Source organism: Streptomyces sp. bgisy130 (genome assembly GCF_057708345.1).
In genome coordinates this window covers 38,385-56,238 of sequence record NZ_JBYISA010000027.1, presented here as the reverse complement: position 1 = coordinate 56,238, position 17,854 = coordinate 38,385, and the positions used below count along the sequence as shown (strand labels likewise).

The window sequence follows — 17,854 nt, the reverse complement described above, 5'->3', positions numbered from 1 at the left end:
GAAGCGGGCTCCGGCTCCGGACGGAGGGCTACTTGGCCGTGTCGCTGTCCTCGGCCGCCGCGGACTCCTCGATCGCGGCCAGCGCCGGGTCGAGGATGATGTCCTCGCCGCGGGCCGCGGTCGTCGGCTCCTCGGGGAAGTGGCAGGCGGTGAGGTGCCCGGCCCCGTTGCCGCCGATCTGCACCAGCGGCGGCTCCTCGGTGGCGCACTTGTCCTGCGCCTTCCAGCACCGTGTACGGAACCGGCAGCCGGAGGGCGGGTTGACCGGGGAGGGGACGTCACCGGCGAGGCGGATGCGCTCGCGGTCCTCCTCCTCGTCCTCCACCAGCTTGGCCTCGGGCACCGCCGAGAGCAGCGCGTGGGTGTAGGGGTGGCGCGGCCGGTGGTAGATCTCGTCGCGGGTGCCGACCTCGACGATCTTGCCGAGGTACATCACCGCGACCCGCTCGCTGAAGTGCCGCACGATCGCCAGGTCGTGGGCGATGAACAGGAACGCGATGCCCAGTTCCCGCTGGAGCTTCTGGAGCAGGTTGACGACCTGCGCCTGGATCGAGACATCCAGGGCGGAGACCGGCTCGTCCGCGACGATCAGTTTCGGCTCCAGGGCGAGCGCCCGGGCCACCCCGATGCGCTGGCGCTGACCGCCGGAGAACTCGTGCGGGAAGCGGTTGTAGTGCTCCGGGTTGAGACCGACGGTCTCCAGGAGTTCCTGGACCCGCTTCTCCCGGCCGCCGGGCGGGTTGATCCCGTTGATCTCCATCGGGCCGCCGATGATGGTGCCGACGGTCTGCCGCGGGTTCAGCGAGGCATACGGGTCCTGGAAGATCATCTGGATCTCGGAGCGGATCGGCGCCAGCTCCTTGCGGCCCGCGTGGGTGATGTCCCGGCCCGCGTAGGTGATCTTGCCGGAGGTCGGCTCCATGAGCCGGGTGAGCAGCCGTCCGGTGGTGGACTTGCCGCAGCCCGACTCACCGACCAGCCCGAAGCTCTCACCGGCGTGCACGGTCAGGTCGACGCCGTCGACCGCCTGGACCGCGCCGACCTTCCGCTTGAACGGGAAGCCGCCGTGGATCGGGAAGTGCTTGGTGAGGCCCTCGGCGGTGAGCAGCGGCTCGCCCGGGGTGGGCGCGGCGTCACGGGGCGCCGGGAGGGTGACGTTCTCTGCCATGGTGATAGCTCCCTAGCCCAGCCGGGGCTTGATCTGCTCGGTGAAGAGGGTCTGCTTCTGCTCGGCGCTCAGGTGGCACGCGGCGGCGCGCCCCACCTCCAGCAGCGGCCGCTCGTCGGCGCAGCGGGCGCCGCCGACCTCGCCGGTGAAGCCGCAGCGCGGGTGGAACCCGCAGCCGGAGGGCGGGGTGAGCAGGCTCGGCGGCGTCCCGGGGATCGGGTGCAGCTCCTCGTGGACGTCCGAGCTGAGCCGGGGCATCGAGCTCAGCAGGCCCCAGGTGTACGGGTGCTGCGGCCGGCCGAGGATCTCCTTGACGGAGCCCCGCTCGACGGCCCGGCCCGCGTACATCACCAGCAGGTCGTCCGCGACGTTGGCGACCACGCCGAGGTCGTGGGTGATCAGGATGATCGCGGAGCCGAACTCCTGCTGGAGGTCCTTGAGGAGGTCCAGGATCTGCGCCTGGACGGTGACGTCCAGGGCGGTGGTCGGCTCGTCGGCGATCAGCAGCTCGGGGTTGCAGACCAGCGACATGGCGATCATCGCGCGCTGGCGCATACCGCCGGAGAACTGGTGCGGATAGTCGTCCACCCGCAGATTGGGCTGCGGGATCCCGACCTTGGTCAGCATCTCGATGGCGCGCTGCCGGCCCTCGCGCTTGCTGGCGCCGGTGTGCTTGATGAACGGCTCCGCGATCTGCCGGCCGACGGTGTAGTACGGCGACAGGGCGGTCAGCGCGTCCTGGAAGATCATGGCCATCTTGTTGCCGCGGAGCTTCTCCAGGGTCTTCTCCCTGGCCCCGGTCAACTCCTGGCCGTCCAGCGTGATCTCGCCGGTGATCTCGGTGCTCTTGGGGTTGTGCAGCCCCAGCACGGCGAGGTTGGTGACGGACTTGCCGGATCCCGATTCGCCGACGATGCCGAGCGTCTGCCCGCGTTCGAGGTCGAAGGAGAGGCCGTCGACCGCCTTGACGATGCCGTCCTCGGTGGAGAACCGGACATGCAGGTCGCGGACGGAGAGGAAGGGGTCCGATCCGGCCGGGACCGGCGCTTCCTCGGTCTTGGTGAGTGTGGTCACTTGGGCTCTCCTAGGACAGGCGCACGCGCGGGTCGATGAGGGCGTACGTCGCATCCACGATGATGTTGAACACCAGGATCAGCGCGGCGCTGAAGATCAGCACGCCGAGGATCATGGGCAGATCGAGGGTGATGACGGAGTTGATGGCCAGCCGGCCGAGGCCCGCCAGCGAGAAGGTGTACTCGGTGATCATGGCGCCGCCGAACAGCGAGCTCAGGTCGATGCCCAGGATCGTGACGATCGGGATCAGCGAGCCGCGCCAGGCGTAGCGGAGGAAGACGTAACGCGCCGGCATGCCCTTGGCCTTGGCGGTGCGGACGTGCTCCTCCTGGAGCTGCTCGATCATCGTCGAGCGCGACATACGGGTGTACTGCGCGGTGAAGATCGTCGACATCACCAGCCACGGCAGCAGCAGGCCCATGAACCAGCCGGCCGGATTGCTGGTGAGCTCCACGTACTTGGGCGAGGCCATGATGCCGCTGTAGACGAAGATGCCGAGGACGATCGGGCCCAGGATGTAGATCTGCACCGAGCTGAGGACCATGGACGCGCCGGTGACCGTCTTGTCGAGCAGCGAGCCCTTCTTCCAGGCGGCGAGCAGACCGGCACCGAGGCCGATCACCAGGAACGCGACCGCGCCGCCGACGGCCAGCGACGCCGTGGTGGGCAGCCGGTCCATCATCGTCGCCCAGACGTCCTGCTTGGTGGCGAAGGAGTAGCCGAAGCAGGGGGCGCTGCAGTGCCCGACGGAGTAGTCGCGGCCCGCGAAGATGCCGACGAGGAAGTCCCAGTACTGCGTCGGCAGGGGCTTGTCGAGACCGAGGTTCTGGTGGATCAGGGCCACGTTGTCGGCGGTGCAGTTCTTACCGCACGCCATCATGGCCGGGTCACCCGTGGAGAAGAACACGAAGAACGTGAAGGCGCTCAGCAGGAGAAGAATGACGACCGCGCCGAAGATCCGGCGGAATAGAAAGGGAAGCATGGCAGTTCGCTGCTCTCAGGACGGCGGCTGTGGGGAGTGACGGAGTGGCGGGGAAGGCCCCGGAGAGCGCGCGCTCCGCCGTGCCGCGCGCTCTCCGGACCGCTTCCGGTGCTTGCTTCTGTGCGTCTTACTTCTTGAGGAACAGCGTGTTCAGGTCCATGTAGTTGGTGTCGCTGTTGTAGCGGGTACCACCCACGTTGGAGCCGTACAGCTGGAGCGTCTTGGTGTAGAAGACCGGGGCGGCCGGGTTGACCTTCTCCACGATGTAGCGGTGCAGCTTCTGCCACTCCGCGGTCTGCTTCTTGATGTCCGTGATCTTCTCGATGCGGTCGATCTCCTCGCTCACGTGCTTGTCACGGATGTGCGAGTAGTTGGCCGCGCCGTCCTGGATCTGACGGGGGTCGTACGACGGCGGGATGACGGTGGAGGCGTCCGCCCAGTCCTGGCCCCAGCCGGTCATGTAGATGTCGAAGCCGTTGTCGACCTTGCCCATCTGCTGGTACCAGGAGGCCGCGTCGACCTCCTTCTTCTGGACGTCGAAGCCGGCCTTGTTCAGGGCGTCCTCGATGACCGCGGCTTCCTTCTGGCGGATCTCGGTGTTGGAGTAGGCGTAGACGAGCTTCATGCCCGTCTTGCCGGCCTCCTTGAGGAGCTTCTTGGCCTTTTCCGGCTCACCGTTGGGGTGCGTGAGCTTGCCGTAGGGGTCGTAGCCCTTCACATAGCCCGCCACGGTCGGGGCGAGCAGACCGCCGGCGACCTCACCGCCGTAGCTGCCGCCGTTGATGCGGACGATCTGCGAGTTCGGCATGGCGTAGGTGATCGCATCGCGGATCTTCTTGTCCTTGATGCGGTCCATGTTCATGTTCATCTGCCAGACGTAGGGCTGGTAGCCCTGCACCAGGCGCTTGCTGGCGCTGGGGTTGTCCAGCACCTGCTTGGTCTGCGTCGGCTCCACCGCGTTGGTGAAGCTGATCGCGTTCTTGGCCTCACCCTGGTCGGCCATCAGCCGCTTGGTGGAGTCCGAGAACTGGTGGTTGAAGGTGATGTCGAAGCCGTCGACGTACTGGTGCCGCGTCGGGTCCGTCTTCGCGTCCCAGCTGGTGTTGCGCACCAGCTTCGCGGACTTGCCTTCCTTGAAGGAGGCGAACTTGTACGGGCCGGCGCAGACCGGCTTGACGTCGTAGTTCTCCTTGGTGTCCTTCGCGCCCTCGGGGACGACGCTGTAGCCCGCCATGGCGAGCGCGTAGGGCACCTGCGACTGCGGCTTCTTGAAGTGGAAGATGACGGTCTTGTCGTCCGGGGTGTCCAGCACCGTCTTGGGCAGGTGGTCACCCTTGTACGGACCGTCCGGCAGCGCCTTGCGGTAGGTGGTGCCCGCGCCCGACAGCCAGGTCTGCATGTAGGTGGGGCCGTCGGTGATGAACTTGGCGTACATCCGCTCGAAGGTGTGGCGGATGTCCTTCGAGGTGATCGGCTTGCCGTCCTCGAACTTTATGCCGTCCTTGAGCGTGTACTTCCACGTCTTGCCGCCGTCGGACATCTGGCCCGAGTCGGTGGCGAGGTCGCCGACGACCGTCTTCTTGCCCGCGTCGTCCTGCTTGTACGTGGTCAGACCACGGAAGATCAGCTTGGACAGGTCACCCAGGTCGCTGACGTACATCTGCGCCGGGTCCAGGTGGTTGAAGCTGTCACGCTGGAAGACGCGCATGGTGCCGCCCTTGCGGGCGCCCTTGACCTCGGCGGCCGGGCCGGTGGAGTCGGCGGCCGTGCCGAGCGCCACGGCCTTGGACTGCGCGGCGGCGTCCTTGTCCGTCTGGGACTTGTCCTTGCCGCTGCTGCCGCCGCTGCTGCATCCGGTGAGCGCGAGCGAACCGGCCGCCAGGGCCACGATCACGGCGCGTGCTCTGCGCGTAGATAGTGCGTTCATGAGGTTCCAGCACCTGCCTGTCGTTGTTGTCCAGATGTGCTGCCTGACGCAACCGGTACGAGCCCGGCCCGGGGGTGACAGCGCCCCCCCTCAAATGGACGATCAGCGCCCGGACTTGGGGTCGAAGGCGTCCCGCACCGAGTCCCCCAGCAGGTTGAAGCACAGCACGAAGATCACCATCGCGGCGCCGGGGAAGACGAGGAAGGTCGGGTCGTTCTCGTAGACCATGCCGGCCGTGTGGAACAGCCGTCCCCAGTCCGGAGTGGGTTCCATGATGCCGACGCCCAGGAAGGAGAGGCCGGCCTCCGCCGTGACGAACAGCGGGAGCATGTAGGTGGCCTGCACCAGGATGGGCGTGACCACGTTGGGCAGCAGTTCCTTGCGGATGATGCGCCAGGGGGAGGCGCCGGTGATCTTCGCGGCCTCGACGAACTCCCGCTCACGCAGGGACAGCACCTGGCCGCGCAGCAGCCGGGCCAGACCCATCCACCCCAGCGCCCACTGGACCAGGATGAGCGCCACCACGCGTACGTAGGTGGGGGTCTCGTCGCCCGGCGGGATGAAGAACGCCACGACCACGGGCATGAAGGCCACGAAGGTCAGCTGACTGGGGAAGGCGAGCAGGAAGTCGATGACCCGGCCGAGCCAGTAGTCGGTCTTGCCGCCCACATAGCCGGCCGTGACGCCCAGGAGGGTGCCGGTGATGACCACCAGGATGGTCACCGCCACCGAGATGCCCAGGGACGTCCGCATGCCGTAGATCAGGGAAGTGAACAGATCGCGGCCGAGGGCCGGTTCGATACCGAACCAGAAGTCCCCGGAGATGCCGCCGTTGGCACCCATCGGATAGCCGAACTCGTCGAAGAGGCTCGGGTCCTCGTTGCCGTAGAAGGTGTACGGGTTCTTCCCGTACACCGACGCGATCAACGGGGCCAGCGCGGCCACGACGAAGAAGGCCAGCACAATGACCGCGCAGATGACGCCCGTGCGGTCGCGCTTGAAGCGTCGCCACATCAGTTGGCCGGGGGAACGGCCAACGAGCTCACCGTCCTTGCCGTCCTTCGTCTTCTTCAGACCCTTGGAATCAAGTCCGGGTGGATCGGACTTGGTTGCCGCGGTCTGGGATGGACTAGTCATCGCGAAGTGCCCCCGCGCCGAGTTCTCTTGGAGAGTGAAGCGGCACCGATTCGCACCGCTGGATGAGCGGACTTTCGCAAGTGATTTATGGCGGAGTCAAGGGGATCGGGTGTGCTCGTGAACAGGTCGTCTACTTCTTGAGCGAAGATTGCGCAGATCGACGCCCGGGCGTGCTTGACAGGGGTCCGGGATATACGGCATGGGGGACATATCGCCACGAACTGCTTTAACATGAAGGCAACTTCACTGTCGCAACACCGATATACGGACGCGCCATGATGAACAACGTACGGCCGTGCGGGTGCCGTAGACCGGCCGGGACGCCAGATGGTGTCCTGGCCGGTCGCTGCTTTGTCCGGGTTTCGCCGGTCGCCCGGGCCGGCTCTGTTGTGGCCGGGCCGGGAGTCGAGTAGACCTGCGGGGGCACCTCCTGTGCGGGGTGCCATGGACGACTCGGTACTTCGACACGGACGGGGGGCGAGCCGTGTCCACAGTGCGGGACAGCGTTCTCACCCGCGGCGCGCGCGGCCTCGGCGCGCTGGTCTGCCTGCTGCTCGCGCTGATCGGCGTGGCCTGGATCATCCGTGATCTGACCATCGCTCAGCACGGCGCGGACGTAGGGCGGTTCTGGCTCGGACAGGCGCCCCGGCCACGGGAGTTCACCGCCTGGGCCACCTCGGCGCTCGACCCGCTGCTGGTGCTCGGCGCGCTCGTCGTCGCGGTCGCCGCCCTGCGCACCGCCGTCGCCTCGACCATGGTCACCGGCGCCCTGCTCTCCCTGGCGGCCGCCACCGCACTGCTGCGGGTCCCGCTGGTGTGGATGCTGGGCGCGGGCTGGCTCCAAGGGCTGGACAGCGGTCTCATGGCGCGGGCACGGCTGACCGGCCTGGTCCAACTCGCCCTGGCGATCGCCCTGATCGTGGTGTGCGCGGCGGGACGGCGGCCGGACGGGGCCGGCGGGCGCGGGGCGCACGGGCTGACGGCGCCGGAGTCCGCGGCCTACGGAGTGGTCCGTGCGGTGCCGCCGGCGGCGGGCCCCGGAGCGCCCGGCAGGCCGTTCAAGGGGTCGGCCGTCACCGTCGCCGTCCTCCTGGGCGCCGCCGGAACCGCCGTCACCGGCTGGGAGATCCACTGGTGGGCGCAGCTCGGCGGGGACATCTACGCCAAGGGGCTGCTCGGCGACGCCTCCGTCTTCCGCGCGCTGCTCCAGCCGCCGGTGCACTGGCAGGCGGTGGCGCTCGCGCTGCTGGCCCTGGGCGCCGCGGCCGCCGCGCTGCGCCGGACGGCCTGGAGCCGGCCGGCGGCGCTGACGGCCGCGGCCCTGCTGTGCGTGCACGGCGCCGTGGCACTCGCCTTCGCCGGGCACACCGGGAAGTGGGGCCGCTTCGCCGTGCTGCCCCTCCGGGCCCAGCTGGAGCTGGGCACCGCCGGCTTCGTGGTGGCCGCCGGGCTGGCCGCGCTGATCGCGGCGGCCCGGCCCGGTGTCCCGGCGGCGGTCCCGGAGCGGGACGCGGTGCTGGCGTACGGCGCCGCCCCGGGCGAGGCGCGGCCACCGCACGCCCCGCCCCCGCCGTCCACGCTCCCGCCCGGCTGGTGAGACGGGCGGAGGGGCGGGGGATCTAGGGGGCGGGCGAACAGATCCCGTAGGGGGTGTGGGTGCCCCTGCGGAGCCACAACGGGGAAGTGGCGGAGGGTATTCCCGTCGTCATGGTCAGGACGGCATCCCCAATGACCGCTTGAGGAAGTCGACTTGGAGCAGCAGCAGGTTTTCGGCCACCTGCTCCTGTGCCGCCATGTGCGTCACCCCGGACAGCGGCAGCACCTCGTGCGGGCGGCCCGCCGCCAGCAGCGCCGAGGACAGCCGCAGCGAATGGGCCACGACCACATTGTCGTCCGCGAGGCCGTGCACGATCAGCATCGGGCGGTGCGGCTGCACCGCTCCGGACAGCCCCTCGTCCGTGATCAGCGAGTTCTCCGCGTAGACCGCCGGTTCCTCGTCCGGGTGGCCGAGGTAGCGCTCCTGGTAGTGGGTGTCGTACAGACGCAGATCGGTGACCGGCGCGCCCACCACCGCCGCGTGGAAGACATCGGGCCGGCGCAGCGCGGCGAGCCCGGCGAGATAACCGCCGAAGGACCAGCCGCGGATGGCCACCCGCTCCATGTCCAGGGGAAAGGATCCGGCCAGCGCCCGGAGGGCATGCACCTGGTCGTCCAGGGCGTACTCCGCGAGCCGCCGGGAGACCGACTTCTCCCACCCGGGGGAGCGGCCCGGGGTTCCCCGGCCGTCCGCGACGATCACCGCGAAGCCCTGGTCGGCGAACCACTGCGAGGTCAGATGGGCGTGGTGCGCGGCGACCACGCGCTGGCCGTGCGGACCGCCGTACGGGTCCAGCAGCACCGGCAGCGGACCGTCGCCGTCCTGATAGCCGCTCGGCAGCAGCACCGCACACGGAATCTCCCGTTCCCCGGCCAGGACGAGCCGGGGGCGGGCCGTCAGGGACGGCTGCTCGGCGTGCGAACCGATCGTGGCGAGCGTCTTCTCCCCGCCGTCGGCATCCAGCCGCACCACCTCCACCTGGGTGCCGGGCCGATCCAGCGACGCCTGGGACAGCACGGTCAGCGCCCCACCGCGCACCGCGGAGGACACCGTCGGATACGGGCGCTCGCCCACCCGCTCCCAGCCGCCCTGGTCACCGCTGCCGCGGAACCAGGCGCGGTAGACGCCGATGTCGTGCACCTCGGTGCCGCTCGCGGAGAACAGGACATCGTCCTCGCCGATGTCCAGGACGGCCCGGACGTGCAGCGGCGCCCCGGTCAGCGGCCGGTCGCCGACGAACAGCTTGCGCGCGCCGCCCTCGTCCGCGATCCGCACCAGCCGGCCGTCCGGCGTCCAGGCCGGAACCCCGGGGAACGGCTCGACCCACGCCTCGTCCTCGTCCTCGTGCACCGTCCGGGTCGCGCCGGTCGTGGTGTCGACGGTCAGATAGCGCTGATCGCGCTGGTCGCGGGCCTGTACGAGCAGCAGCGGCGGACCGGCCGCGGACCAGTGGACGCGCGCCAGATAGGGGTAGCGCTCGAAGTCCCAGACGATGTCGGTGCGGGTGCCGTCCAGGCCGAGCAGGGTGAGGGTGACCTCGGCGTTGCGGGTGCCGGCCGCCGGGTACGCGACCTGGGCGGGCTCCCGGTCCGGATGGGCGGGGTCGGAGATCCACCAGCGCCGCACCGGCGCCTCGTCGACCCGCGCGGCCAGCACCGCGTCGCTCTCCGGTGACCACCAGAAACCCCGGTAACGCCCCATCTCCTCGGCGGCGATGAACTCCGCGAGCCCCCAGGTCACCTCGGGCCCGTCGGGCTCGGCCAGCACCCGGTCCGCCCGCCCGCCGGCCGCCGCGCCGCCCTCGCCGCCGTCTTCGTCCGAGGTCGCGACGCCGTCCACCGGCACCACCCGCAGCCGGCCGTCCGCCACAAAGGCCACCTGCCGGCCGTCCGGCGAGGGCCGGGGGTCCACCACCGGCCCCTGGACCGGGAGTTCACGGGTGGTGCCGGCCCGCAGCTCGGAGACGAACAGCCGCCCCGAGAGCGTGAAGGCCGCCAACTCCACGGCGGAGTCCGTCGCATAGCCGACGATGCCCGCCGAGCTCTCCCGGCTGCGCTCGCGGCGGGCCCGCTCCTGCGGGGGGAGGTCCTCGTCCGCACCGGCCAGCAGGGCCCGCGGGTCGGCGGCCGGGAACTCCCGTCCCTCTTCCAGGTCGAGTACCCACAGCTGCTGACTGGGGTCGGTGCCCGCACCGGAGCGGAGGAAGGCGACGCGCGCGCCGTCGGGGGAGAGGGCGTAGCTGCGCGGGGCGCCCAGGGTGAAGCGCTGCGTACGGGCGTACTGCCGCGGGAACGAAGGCTGTCCGGTCATGGGGCCGAGCCTAGGGCCTGTCTTCGGGGTCCCGCCCGCCTCCGGGAGAACGACGGGATTTCGACGAAACCGCCTAGGGGTTTCGCGCCGGTCGGGGCCGGGTCGTGGCCGGGGCGGAGCCGCCCGTTCCGCCCTCGACGGCGGACCGGCTCACCCCGGTCGCGCTCGTGAAGATCATGTGCGCCCCCGTTCTGCTTCCGTGCTCCGACTTATGCGCTAGCGCGGAAAGTTATGATCCCTTGCGCGTAGTGGGTACGGGGTAAAGAGCCCTTGGCATACCCGGGTGCGCGGGTCGTGAAGTCGGTCCGGGCACCCTGAACTCTGTCCGGACCGTGAGTACTTGGAGGTGAGCCGCCGTGGCACTCTCGATTTCGGCGGTGGTGCTGCTGGCGATCATCGTCTTCTTGCTTGTCAAGAAGTCTGGACTGAAGGCCCCGCATGCACTGGTCTGCATGCTGCTGGGCTTCTATCTGGCCAGCTCGTCCATCGCCCCGACGATCAAGCAGCTGACGACGAACGTCGCGGGCATGCTCGGGAACATCAAGTTCTGAGCCGCCGCCGTCCCGGCCCGTCCGCGGTGGGCCCGTCCGTCGGGTGCCCGCCCACCGGGTGTCCGTCCGTCGAAGGCCCGTCCGCCGGCCGGGCACCCGGGTGGCGGACGGGATCGCCTGCGGGCGGCGGACGGGGCGGCTCGTAGGCTGTCGGCATGACCGATCAGCCCGCCCGTCCCCCGCAGCCACCCGCCGGGGGAAGCGCCTCGGCACCCGCCGGGGGGAGCGCCTCGCCCGCCGCCTTTTCCCGGCGGCTGCTGCTGGTGCATGCGCACCCCGACGACGAGTCGATCAACAACGGCCTGACCATGGCCAAGTACGCGGCCGAGGGCGCGCTGGTCACCCTGGTGACCTGCACCCTCGGTGAGGAGGGCGAGGTCATCCCGCCCGAGCTCGCCGCGCTCGCGCCGGACCGCGACGACACCCTCGGCCCGTACCGCGCCGGTGAGCTGGCCGCCGCGATGGCCGCCCTGGGTGTCACCGACCACCGCCTCCTCGGCGGGCCGGGCCGCTACCGGGACTCCGGGATGATGGGCGCTCCCCAGAACGACCGGCCGGACGCCTTCTGGCAGGCCCCGCTCGACGAGGCGGCGGGCGAACTGGTGGCCGTGATCCGGGAGGTCCGGCCGCAGGTCCTGGTCACCTATGACCCGAACGGCGGATACGGCCACCCCGATCACATCCAGGCGCACCGCGTCGCCATGCGCGGTGCCGAGCTCGCCGCGCGGGCGGACTTCCGGCCGGAGCTGGGCCGGGCCCATGAGATCGCGAAGATCTACTGGAACTGCAATCCCCGGTCGGTGGTCGAGGAGGGTTTCGCGCGGCTGCGCGCGGCCGGCCACAGCTTCCCCGGGGTGGCCACCGTCGACGATGTGCCGGGCGTGGTGCCGGACTCCGAGGTCACGGCGTCCCTCACCGGCGAGCCCGGGTACGCGGCCGCGAAGTCCGCGGCGATGCGGGCGCACTACACCCAGATCGCGGTCGACGGGCCGTTCTTCGCGCTCTCCAACGACTTGGGCCAGCCGCTGTTCGGCACGGAGCACTATCGGCTGGTGCACGGCGTCCCGGGCGCCGCGGAGGGGGTCCGGGAGGACGATCTCTTCGCGGGTATCGGCGAAATGGTGGGTATGGAGGAGAGTGCCCGGATTGAGGAGGCGGCGGAATGAGCACGGCGAAGGGCGGCGGCAACGCCGGTGAGGGAAACGGCGGCGCGGCTTCCGGTAACCGGAAGCGGTCGCGGGCGGGCTCGGGCGGAACGTCCGGTATGCCGTCCGGTGCTCCCGTGGCGCCGCTGGCCGGTTCCGTGCCGGCCGCGCCGCTGACGGTGGGACGGGTCGGCATATATGTGCTGCTTCTGGTCGCGGGCGTCCTGGTGGCCGCCGCCGGAACGCTGGTGCAAGCGGCCTGGTTCCCCGGCGGTTTGGTGCTGGCCCTGGCCGGTGTCGGCGGCCTGTTTTACGGGGGCGGCCGGGCGACCGGCACCTCCGCGGGCGTGCTGGTGCCCGGCGCGGCCTGGCTGGTGACCGTGTTCCTGCTGCTCAGCAACGTCCGGCCGGAAGGTGACTTTCTCTTCGGCGCGGGGCTCGGCTCGTACATCTTCCTGCTGGGCGGCATCGTGGTCGCTGTGATCTGCGCCACCGCGCAGCAGATGCGTCCGACGGGTCTCCGGCCCGGCCGAGTTGGCGGATGACGTGGTCCATACCGGGACGGATGCCGCGCCGGACCGGGTGAACGAACCGGGTCCCGGGGGTTCGCCCGGGGCGGGGGTGTTCGTACGCTCCCCGGGTGGCCGCCCGCGGCGGACAGTATGGTGGTGCGCGCCGTCGCGCCGCCCTGGGGGCACCTCCCGGCCTGTGGCCGGGGATCATCTCTGACGAGCGGCGGAGCCAACCGGGAGAACCTGCTTTGAGTCGTGAATCTGACAGTTCGTCCTCCGGCCCCCAGGGCCGTGGCGGAGCCGCGTACCCGTCCGGGACGCCGCCGTACGGCTCGCCCAGGGGAGAGGCCGGCGACACGCCGGCGTCCGGTGCCGCGGCGCAGCCGGAGGAGCCCAAGACCGAGACCACGCTGACGACGCGGATCAAGATCAACATTCCGGGGTCACGCCCCATCCCGCCGGTCGTCGTGCGCAAGCCCGTCGGTGAGGAGGCCGGCATGAACGGATCGGCTGGTTCCGGCGGTTCCGCCGGTTCCCGCGGCACGCCCCGCCCCGCAGAGCGGAACGCGGAGCGTACGGCGAACACGCCCCGGCCGGACGCCCCGGCGGACGAGGCCCCCGCGGGCGGCCCGTCCGAGAAGACCAGCGACTGGTTCGCGCCGCGCAAGCCGCAGGCCGGCGCCGGTGCGTCCTCGTCCACCGGCTCCCACGCGGTGCCGCCCGCCCCGGGCGGTGCCACGCCGCCGCCCGCTCCGTCGGGCCCCACGCCGCCGCAGCGCCCGGACCTGCCGTACTTCTCCGACAGTCCGGCACCGCAGGAGGGCGCCTCGCCGTTCGACGGCGGTGCCCGGCCGGGCACCGGCTCGCCGTTCGACGGTGGTCCGGGCGCGGCCGCCTCGCCGTTCGACGGGGCGGCGCCCGGCGCTACGCCGTTCGACGGCCCCGCCGCTCCCGCCCGCGACCACAGCCCGTTCGACGCCCCGGCGGGCGGCCCGAGCGGTCCGACGACCGGGCCGGCGCGTGGCAATGCGGCGCTCAACCTCCCGCCCGGCTTCAGTGACCCCGGCACCGGCGGCACGCCCCGGATCGACGACACCGCGGAGCTCACCCCGCAGCCGCCGGCGCCGCTCGCCGGTCCGGGCAGCGGTCTCGGCGGCGGCGTCGCCGGCGGACTGCCCACCGCCCCCAAGGGCAAGCGCGGCCCGAAGGGCCCCCAGGGCGGCGCCCCCGGCGGCCGCGACCGGGTGTCCGGCGACACGCTGGTCAGCGGCATCCCGAAGATCCCCGGCGACGAGAAGCCGTCGTCCCCGTCGCCGTTCGCGCAGGCCCCGGCCGGTGAGGGCGACAGCGCCGCCCCCAAGCCGCGGCCCAAGATCCCCGAGCCGATCAACCCGCCCAAGAGGGGCCGTAACAAGCTCGTTCTCGCGGGTGTCGCCGTCGTGGTGCTGGCCGGTGTCGCCTATGGCGCCGGGCTGCTGCTCGACCACGCCGATGTGCCCAACGGCACCACCGTGCTCGGGGTGGACATCGGCGGCACCACCAAGGAAGAGGCCGTCAAGAAGCTGGAGACGGCGCTCAAGGACAGCCGTACCGCGCCGCTCAAGCTCAGCATCGACGGCAAGTCCGCGACCCTGCGGCCCACCACGGCGGGTCTGGACATCGACCCGCAGGCGACGGTGCGCAGGGCGGCCGGCCGGGACTACAACCCGGTCTCCGTCATCGGCTCGCTGGTCGGCGTGCACCGCACGGCCGAGCCCGCGGTGATCGTCGACGACGAGAAGCTACAGATCGCCCTGGAGAACGCCACCGGGCCCGGGGGTGCCACCGAGGACGGCGGGATCACCTTCGAGAACGGCAAGGCGGTGCCGCACTACGGCGCGCCCCACAAGGCGATCGATGTGGACGCGTCCAAGAAGAAGGTCACCGACGCCTACCGCAAGCGCGCCGCGACCGGCACCGACGCACCCGTGATGCTGGCCGCCGGCATCCAGCAGCCGCAGGTCAGCAAGGCCGCGGTGGACAGGGCGCTGAAGCAGTTCGCCGAGCCCGCGATGTCCGGTCTGGTGACGGTCCGTACGGACGCGGCGCACACGGTCTCCTTCAGCCCGCAGAAGTCCATCCCGAAGTTCCTGTCGTTCAAGATCATCAACGGCGCTCTGGTGCCCTACTACGACCGGCCGGCGCTCAAGCAGCTCTACGGCGACACCTTCAACGGCGTCATGGTCACCAAGGGCGACGGCTCCAAGCACCCGGTCAGCGTCGAGGAGGTGGCGAGCGCGGTCGGCAAGGCGCTCCAGGGCACCAGCCCGAGCGAGCGGGTGCAGACCATCGCCACCAACGGCAACTGACCGCCGTACCACGCGATATCGCAGGTGAGAGGCCCCCGCGGGGAGTCTCCCCGGTCACCCCGGGAGGACCCCTAGGGGGCCTCCCCCATGACGGATGTCATGGGGGAGTGCTGACAGCCGGCACTGCCGCGCGGCGTGCGGAGGCCGGATGCTGAACAGCATGACGAGCACAGCGGCCACCACCGCCGACACCACCACCACCACCGCGACGGCGGAGCGGGCACCCGTGGTCAGCTTCCGGCGGGTCAGCAAGAGTTACGGCGCGGTGCGCGCGGTCTGCGACCTCGACCTGGAGCTGTCCCCGGGAGAGACCGTCGCCCTCCTCGGCCCCAACGGCGCGGGCAAGTCCTCCGCCCTCGATCTGCTCCTCGGGCTGCGCACCCCCGACTCCGGCACGGTCACCCTCTTCGGCACGACCCCGCAGCGCGCCATCGAGCAGGGCAGGGTCGGCGCGATGCTCCAGAGCGGCGGCCTGATGGAGGGCGTCAAGGTCAGGGAGCTGGTCAAGCTCGCCCGCGATCTGCATCCCCGCGGCCATCCGCTCGACCAGATCCTGGCCGCCGCCGATCTCACGGCCATCGCCGACCGCAAGGTCGACAAGCTCTCCGGCGGCCAGGAACAGCGGGTGCGCTTCGCCCTCGCCACCGCGGGCGGCAGCGATCTGCTCGTGCTGGACGAGCCGACCACCGGGATGGACGTCACCGCCCGGCAGACCTTCTGGGCCGCGATGCGCCGGCAGGCCAACGAGGGCCGTACGGTCCTCTTCGCGACGCACTACCTCGAAGAGGCCGACGCGATCGCCGACCGGGTGATCCTGCTGCACCGCGGCCGGGTGCTGGCCGACGGCACCGCCGCCGAGATCAAGTCCCGGGCCGGCGCCCGCCGGGTCACCTTCGACCTCGACGAGCCGGCCGGCCCCGGGGCGCTGGACGGCCTGCCCGCGCTGCTCTCCCTGGAGGTCTCGGGCCGCACGGTCCGCATCCGGTCCCGCGACGCCGACGCCACCGTCCACGCGCTGTACGCCCGCGGGCTCTACCCACGCCACCTCGAAGTCTCCGGCCTCGGCCTGGAGCAGGCATTCATCGCCCTGACCACCGCCTCCGACGCCGGCCCCGCCGAGGAGGCGGCACGATGACCACTCTGATCAAGCTGGAGATCGTCCGCGCCCTGCGCAACAAGAAGTTCATGTTCTTCTCGGTGATCTATCCGCCGGTGCTCTACCTGATCATCGCCGGCGGCGCGGACAGCACGCCCCTCCCCGGGATGAAGCTGGACATGGGTCTGTATTTCATGGTGTCCATGGCAGCATTCGGTGCCATGACCGCCGTGCTGCTGGGCAACAGCGAGCGCATCGCCAAGGAGCGCGAGAAGGGCTGGGTGCGGCAGCTGCGGCTGACGGCACTGCCCGGCCGCGGCTATGTCGCCGCCAAGATGGCCGCCGCCGCGACCGTCAGCCTGCCCTCGATCCTGCTGGTCCTGATCGTCGCCGCGGTGGTCAAGGGCGTCCGCCTGGAGCCCTGGCAGTGGATCGCCATCGCCGGCGGCACCTGGCTCGGCAGCTTCGTCTTCGCCGCGCTCGGCGTCGCCCTCGGCTATCTGGCCACCGGTGACGCGGTCCGCCCGATATCGATGCTCTGCTACTTCGGCCTGGCCTTCCTCGGCGGCCTGTGGATGCCGCTGACGATCCTGCCGCAGTGGGTGCAGAACATCGCCGAGTGGCTCCCGACCCACGCCTACGCGGCGCTCGGCACCGCCGTCGAGGCCGGCGGCGCACCGCACCTCAAGGACGTGGCCATCCTGGCCGGCTATCTGCTGGTCTTCACCGCCGGTGCGGCCGGCCTGTACCGAAAGGACACCCACAAGGCGTGAGAGGCACGACGGGGACAGGTGAGCCGGCGGACCGCAGTCCCATGCTGATCGGGCAGCCGCCCAGCAACCGCCGCCAGGCGCTGGTCAAGACGATGTGGATCTCCCTCTGGCTGCTGTATCTGGCCGGCCCGGTGAGCGGGCTGCTGCGGCCCGGCGTCCCCACCGCCGAGCGGATCTGGGGCGGCCTCGGGCTCACGCTCTTCGTCCTCTGCTACTTCGGCCTGGTCTTCCGCCACATCTGGGGCGAGCGGAGCCGCTCGGTGGTCCACGGCTCCCTGGTGCTGCTGCTGGTGCTGTCCATGGTGCTGTCCTGGACGCTGGACTCCTCCTGGCTGGTGCTGTTCATCTTCACCAGCGTGGGCTGCGGAGTGGTGCTGCCCTGGCAGCTGTCGCGCTGGTCCATCCCGCTGGTCACCCTGGTGCTGCTCCTCGTCGGCGCCCACGATCCGCAGATCCGCGGCTACTACCTCTTCGCCTACGGGCTCCCGGCGCTGGGCTGCGGTTTCCTGATGGTCGGCGTGCAGCATCTGATCCATACGTCCAGGGAACTGCGCGCCGCCCGCGAGGAGGTCGCCCGCCTCGCCGCCAACGACGAGCGGCTGCGGCTCTCCCGCGATCTGCACGACCTCCTCGGCCACTCCCTCTCCCTGATCACGCTCAAGAGCGAGCTGGCCGGCCGGCTGCTGCCCGACCGGCCGGCCGACGCCGCCCGGCAGGTCGCCGACATCGAACGGGTCAGCCGGCAGGCCCTGCTCGATGTCCGGGAGGCGGTCACCGGCTACCGCCGCCCCCGGCTCGCCGTCGAACTCGCCGGGGCGCGGACCGCGCTGCGCACCGCGGGCATCACGGCCGTCGTCGCCCCGGCCCTGGAGAGCGAGTACCGCGGGCTCGCCGTCGACGAGGAGGGCGCCCTGGCCTGGGCGCTGCGCGAGGCCGTCACCAACGTCATACGCCACAGCGGCGCCCGCCGCTGCGAGCTGCTGCTCACCGAGGAGTCCGAGGCCGACGAGCGCCACTGCCTGTGCCTGACGGTGCTCGACGACGGCACCGGCCCGCCCCGCGACCGGCACGACGGCAACGGCCTCAGCGGTCTGCGCGAGCGCCTCGCCCTGGCGGACGGCCGGCTGGAAACCGGCCCCGCCCCGCGCGGCCGCGGCTTCGCACTGCGCGCCACTGTCCCCCTGAGCGGCTCCGCCACGGGCCCCTCCCCGTCCCTTCGAACCCCATAGGGTGA

At 71.1% G+C, this 17,854-nt stretch carries 14 protein-coding genes; 8 read left to right on the top strand and 6 right to left on the bottom strand.

Going from position 1 to position 17,854, the window contains the following annotated elements; genetic code table 11:
* Positions 1-28: 28 nt before the first annotated feature.
* From AC3EUV_RS28125 to AC3EUV_RS28105, 5 genes are all read right to left on the bottom strand, one after another.
* The gene (locus tag AC3EUV_RS28125) at positions 29-1,168 is read right to left on the bottom strand and encodes an ABC transporter ATP-binding protein (RefSeq protein ID WP_432145445.1); all 1,140 of its coding nucleotides are present in this window, start codon (positions 1,166-1,168) and stop codon (positions 29-31) included.
* 12 nt (positions 1,169-1,180) lie between these two features.
* A complete protein-coding gene (locus AC3EUV_RS28120; protein ID WP_432145444.1) occupies positions 1,181-2,242 on the bottom strand; it encodes an ABC transporter ATP-binding protein in 1,062 nt (353 codons plus the stop codon).
* A 10-nt stretch (positions 2,243-2,252) separates the two neighbouring features.
* A complete protein-coding gene (locus AC3EUV_RS28115) occupies positions 2,253-3,224 on the bottom strand; it encodes an ABC transporter permease (RefSeq protein ID WP_432145443.1) in 972 nt (323 codons plus the stop codon).
* A gap of 127 nt (positions 3,225-3,351) precedes the next feature.
* Complete coding sequence (locus tag AC3EUV_RS28110) at positions 3,352-5,151, bottom strand: ABC transporter substrate-binding protein (protein WP_432145442.1); 1,800 nt, start codon at positions 5,149-5,151, stop codon at positions 3,352-3,354.
* 102 nt (positions 5,152-5,253) lie between these two features.
* The gene (locus tag AC3EUV_RS28105; RefSeq protein WP_432145441.1) at positions 5,254-6,288 is read right to left on the bottom strand and encodes an ABC transporter permease; all 1,035 of its coding nucleotides are present in this window, start codon (positions 6,286-6,288) and stop codon (positions 5,254-5,256) included.
* A 484-nt stretch (positions 6,289-6,772) separates the two neighbouring features.
* Here AC3EUV_RS28105 and AC3EUV_RS28100 point away from each other — a divergent pair, with 484 nt between their 5' ends.
* Positions 6,773-7,885 carry a hypothetical protein gene (locus AC3EUV_RS28100; RefSeq protein WP_435604159.1) on the top strand — a complete coding sequence of 371 codons (1,113 nt, stop codon included), beginning with the start codon at positions 6,773-6,775 and terminating at the stop codon, positions 7,883-7,885.
* Between the two features lie 114 nt (positions 7,886-7,999).
* On the opposite strand, the gene AC3EUV_RS28095 is transcribed toward AC3EUV_RS28100, so the two are convergent.
* Entirely contained in the window at positions 8,000-10,195 is a 2,196-nt protein-coding gene (locus AC3EUV_RS28095) for a S9 family peptidase (RefSeq protein ID WP_435604158.1), read from the bottom strand.
* Positions 10,196-10,551: 356 nt separating this feature from the next.
* On the opposite strand from AC3EUV_RS28095, the gene AC3EUV_RS28090 reads away from it, so the two are divergent.
* From AC3EUV_RS28090 to AC3EUV_RS28060, 7 genes are all read left to right on the top strand, one after another.
* Positions 10,552-10,746, top strand: a complete 195-nt coding sequence (locus tag AC3EUV_RS28090) for a hypothetical protein (protein ID WP_006603310.1) — start codon at positions 10,552-10,554, stop codon at positions 10,744-10,746.
* A gap of 155 nt (positions 10,747-10,901) precedes the next feature.
* On the top strand, positions 10,902-11,912 hold the full coding sequence (gene mshB / locus AC3EUV_RS28085; RefSeq protein ID WP_432145438.1) for an N-acetyl-1-D-myo-inositol-2-amino-2-deoxy-alpha-D-glucopyranoside deacetylase: 1,011 nt from the start codon (positions 10,902-10,904) through the stop codon (positions 11,910-11,912).
* Positions 11,909-12,436, top strand: a complete 528-nt coding sequence (locus AC3EUV_RS28080; RefSeq protein WP_432145437.1) for a DUF6113 family protein — start codon at positions 11,909-11,911, stop codon at positions 12,434-12,436. The genes mshB and AC3EUV_RS28080 overlap by 4 nt, the downstream gene beginning before the upstream one ends.
* A 215-nt stretch (positions 12,437-12,651) precedes the next feature.
* The gene (locus AC3EUV_RS28075; RefSeq protein ID WP_435604157.1) at positions 12,652-14,751 is read left to right on the top strand and encodes a hypothetical protein; all 2,100 of its coding nucleotides are present in this window, start codon (positions 12,652-12,654) and stop codon (positions 14,749-14,751) included.
* Positions 14,752-14,911: 160 nt separating this feature from the next.
* The gene (locus AC3EUV_RS28070; RefSeq protein WP_435604156.1) at positions 14,912-15,886 is read left to right on the top strand and encodes an ABC transporter ATP-binding protein; all 975 of its coding nucleotides are present in this window, start codon (positions 14,912-14,914) and stop codon (positions 15,884-15,886) included.
* Positions 15,883-16,620, top strand: a complete 738-nt coding sequence (locus AC3EUV_RS28065; protein ID WP_432145434.1) for an ABC transporter permease — start codon at positions 15,883-15,885, stop codon at positions 16,618-16,620. The genes AC3EUV_RS28070 and AC3EUV_RS28065 overlap by 4 nt, the downstream gene beginning before the upstream one ends.
* Positions 16,617-17,849: a sensor histidine kinase gene (locus AC3EUV_RS28060; protein WP_435604155.1), complete on the top strand. Its 1,233-nt coding sequence runs from the start codon at positions 16,617-16,619 to the stop codon at positions 17,847-17,849. The genes AC3EUV_RS28065 and AC3EUV_RS28060 overlap by 4 nt, the downstream gene beginning before the upstream one ends.
* The last annotated feature ends 5 nt before the right edge of the window (positions 17,850-17,854 follow it).

Bases quoted from the DNA above. Each gene is read 5' to 3' on its own strand.
- AC3EUV_RS28125 (WP_432145445.1), bottom strand. From the start codon at position 1,168: ATGGCAGAGAACGTCACCCTCCCGGCGCCCCGTGACGCCGCGCCCACC.
- AC3EUV_RS28115 (WP_432145443.1), bottom strand. From the start codon at position 3,224: ATGCTTCCCTTTCTATTCCGCCGGATCTTCGGCGCGGTCGTCATTCTT.
- AC3EUV_RS28110 (WP_432145442.1), bottom strand. From the start codon at position 5,151: ATGAACGCACTATCTACGCGCAGAGCACGCGCCGTGATCGTGGCCCTG.
- AC3EUV_RS28105 (WP_432145441.1), bottom strand. From the start codon at position 6,288: ATGACTAGTCCATCCCAGACCGCGGCAACCAAGTCCGATCCACCCGGA.
- AC3EUV_RS28095 (WP_435604158.1), bottom strand. From the start codon at position 10,195: ATGACCGGACAGCCTTCGTTCCCGCGGCAGTACGCCCGTACGCAGCGC.
- mshB (WP_432145438.1), top strand. From the start codon at position 10,902: ATGACCGATCAGCCCGCCCGTCCCCCGCAGCCACCCGCCGGGGGAAGC.
- AC3EUV_RS28080 (WP_432145437.1), top strand. From the start codon at position 11,909: ATGAGCACGGCGAAGGGCGGCGGCAACGCCGGTGAGGGAAACGGCGGC.
- AC3EUV_RS28070 (WP_435604156.1), top strand. From the start codon at position 14,912: ATGACGAGCACAGCGGCCACCACCGCCGACACCACCACCACCACCGCG.
- AC3EUV_RS28065 (WP_432145434.1), top strand. From the start codon at position 15,883: ATGACCACTCTGATCAAGCTGGAGATCGTCCGCGCCCTGCGCAACAAG.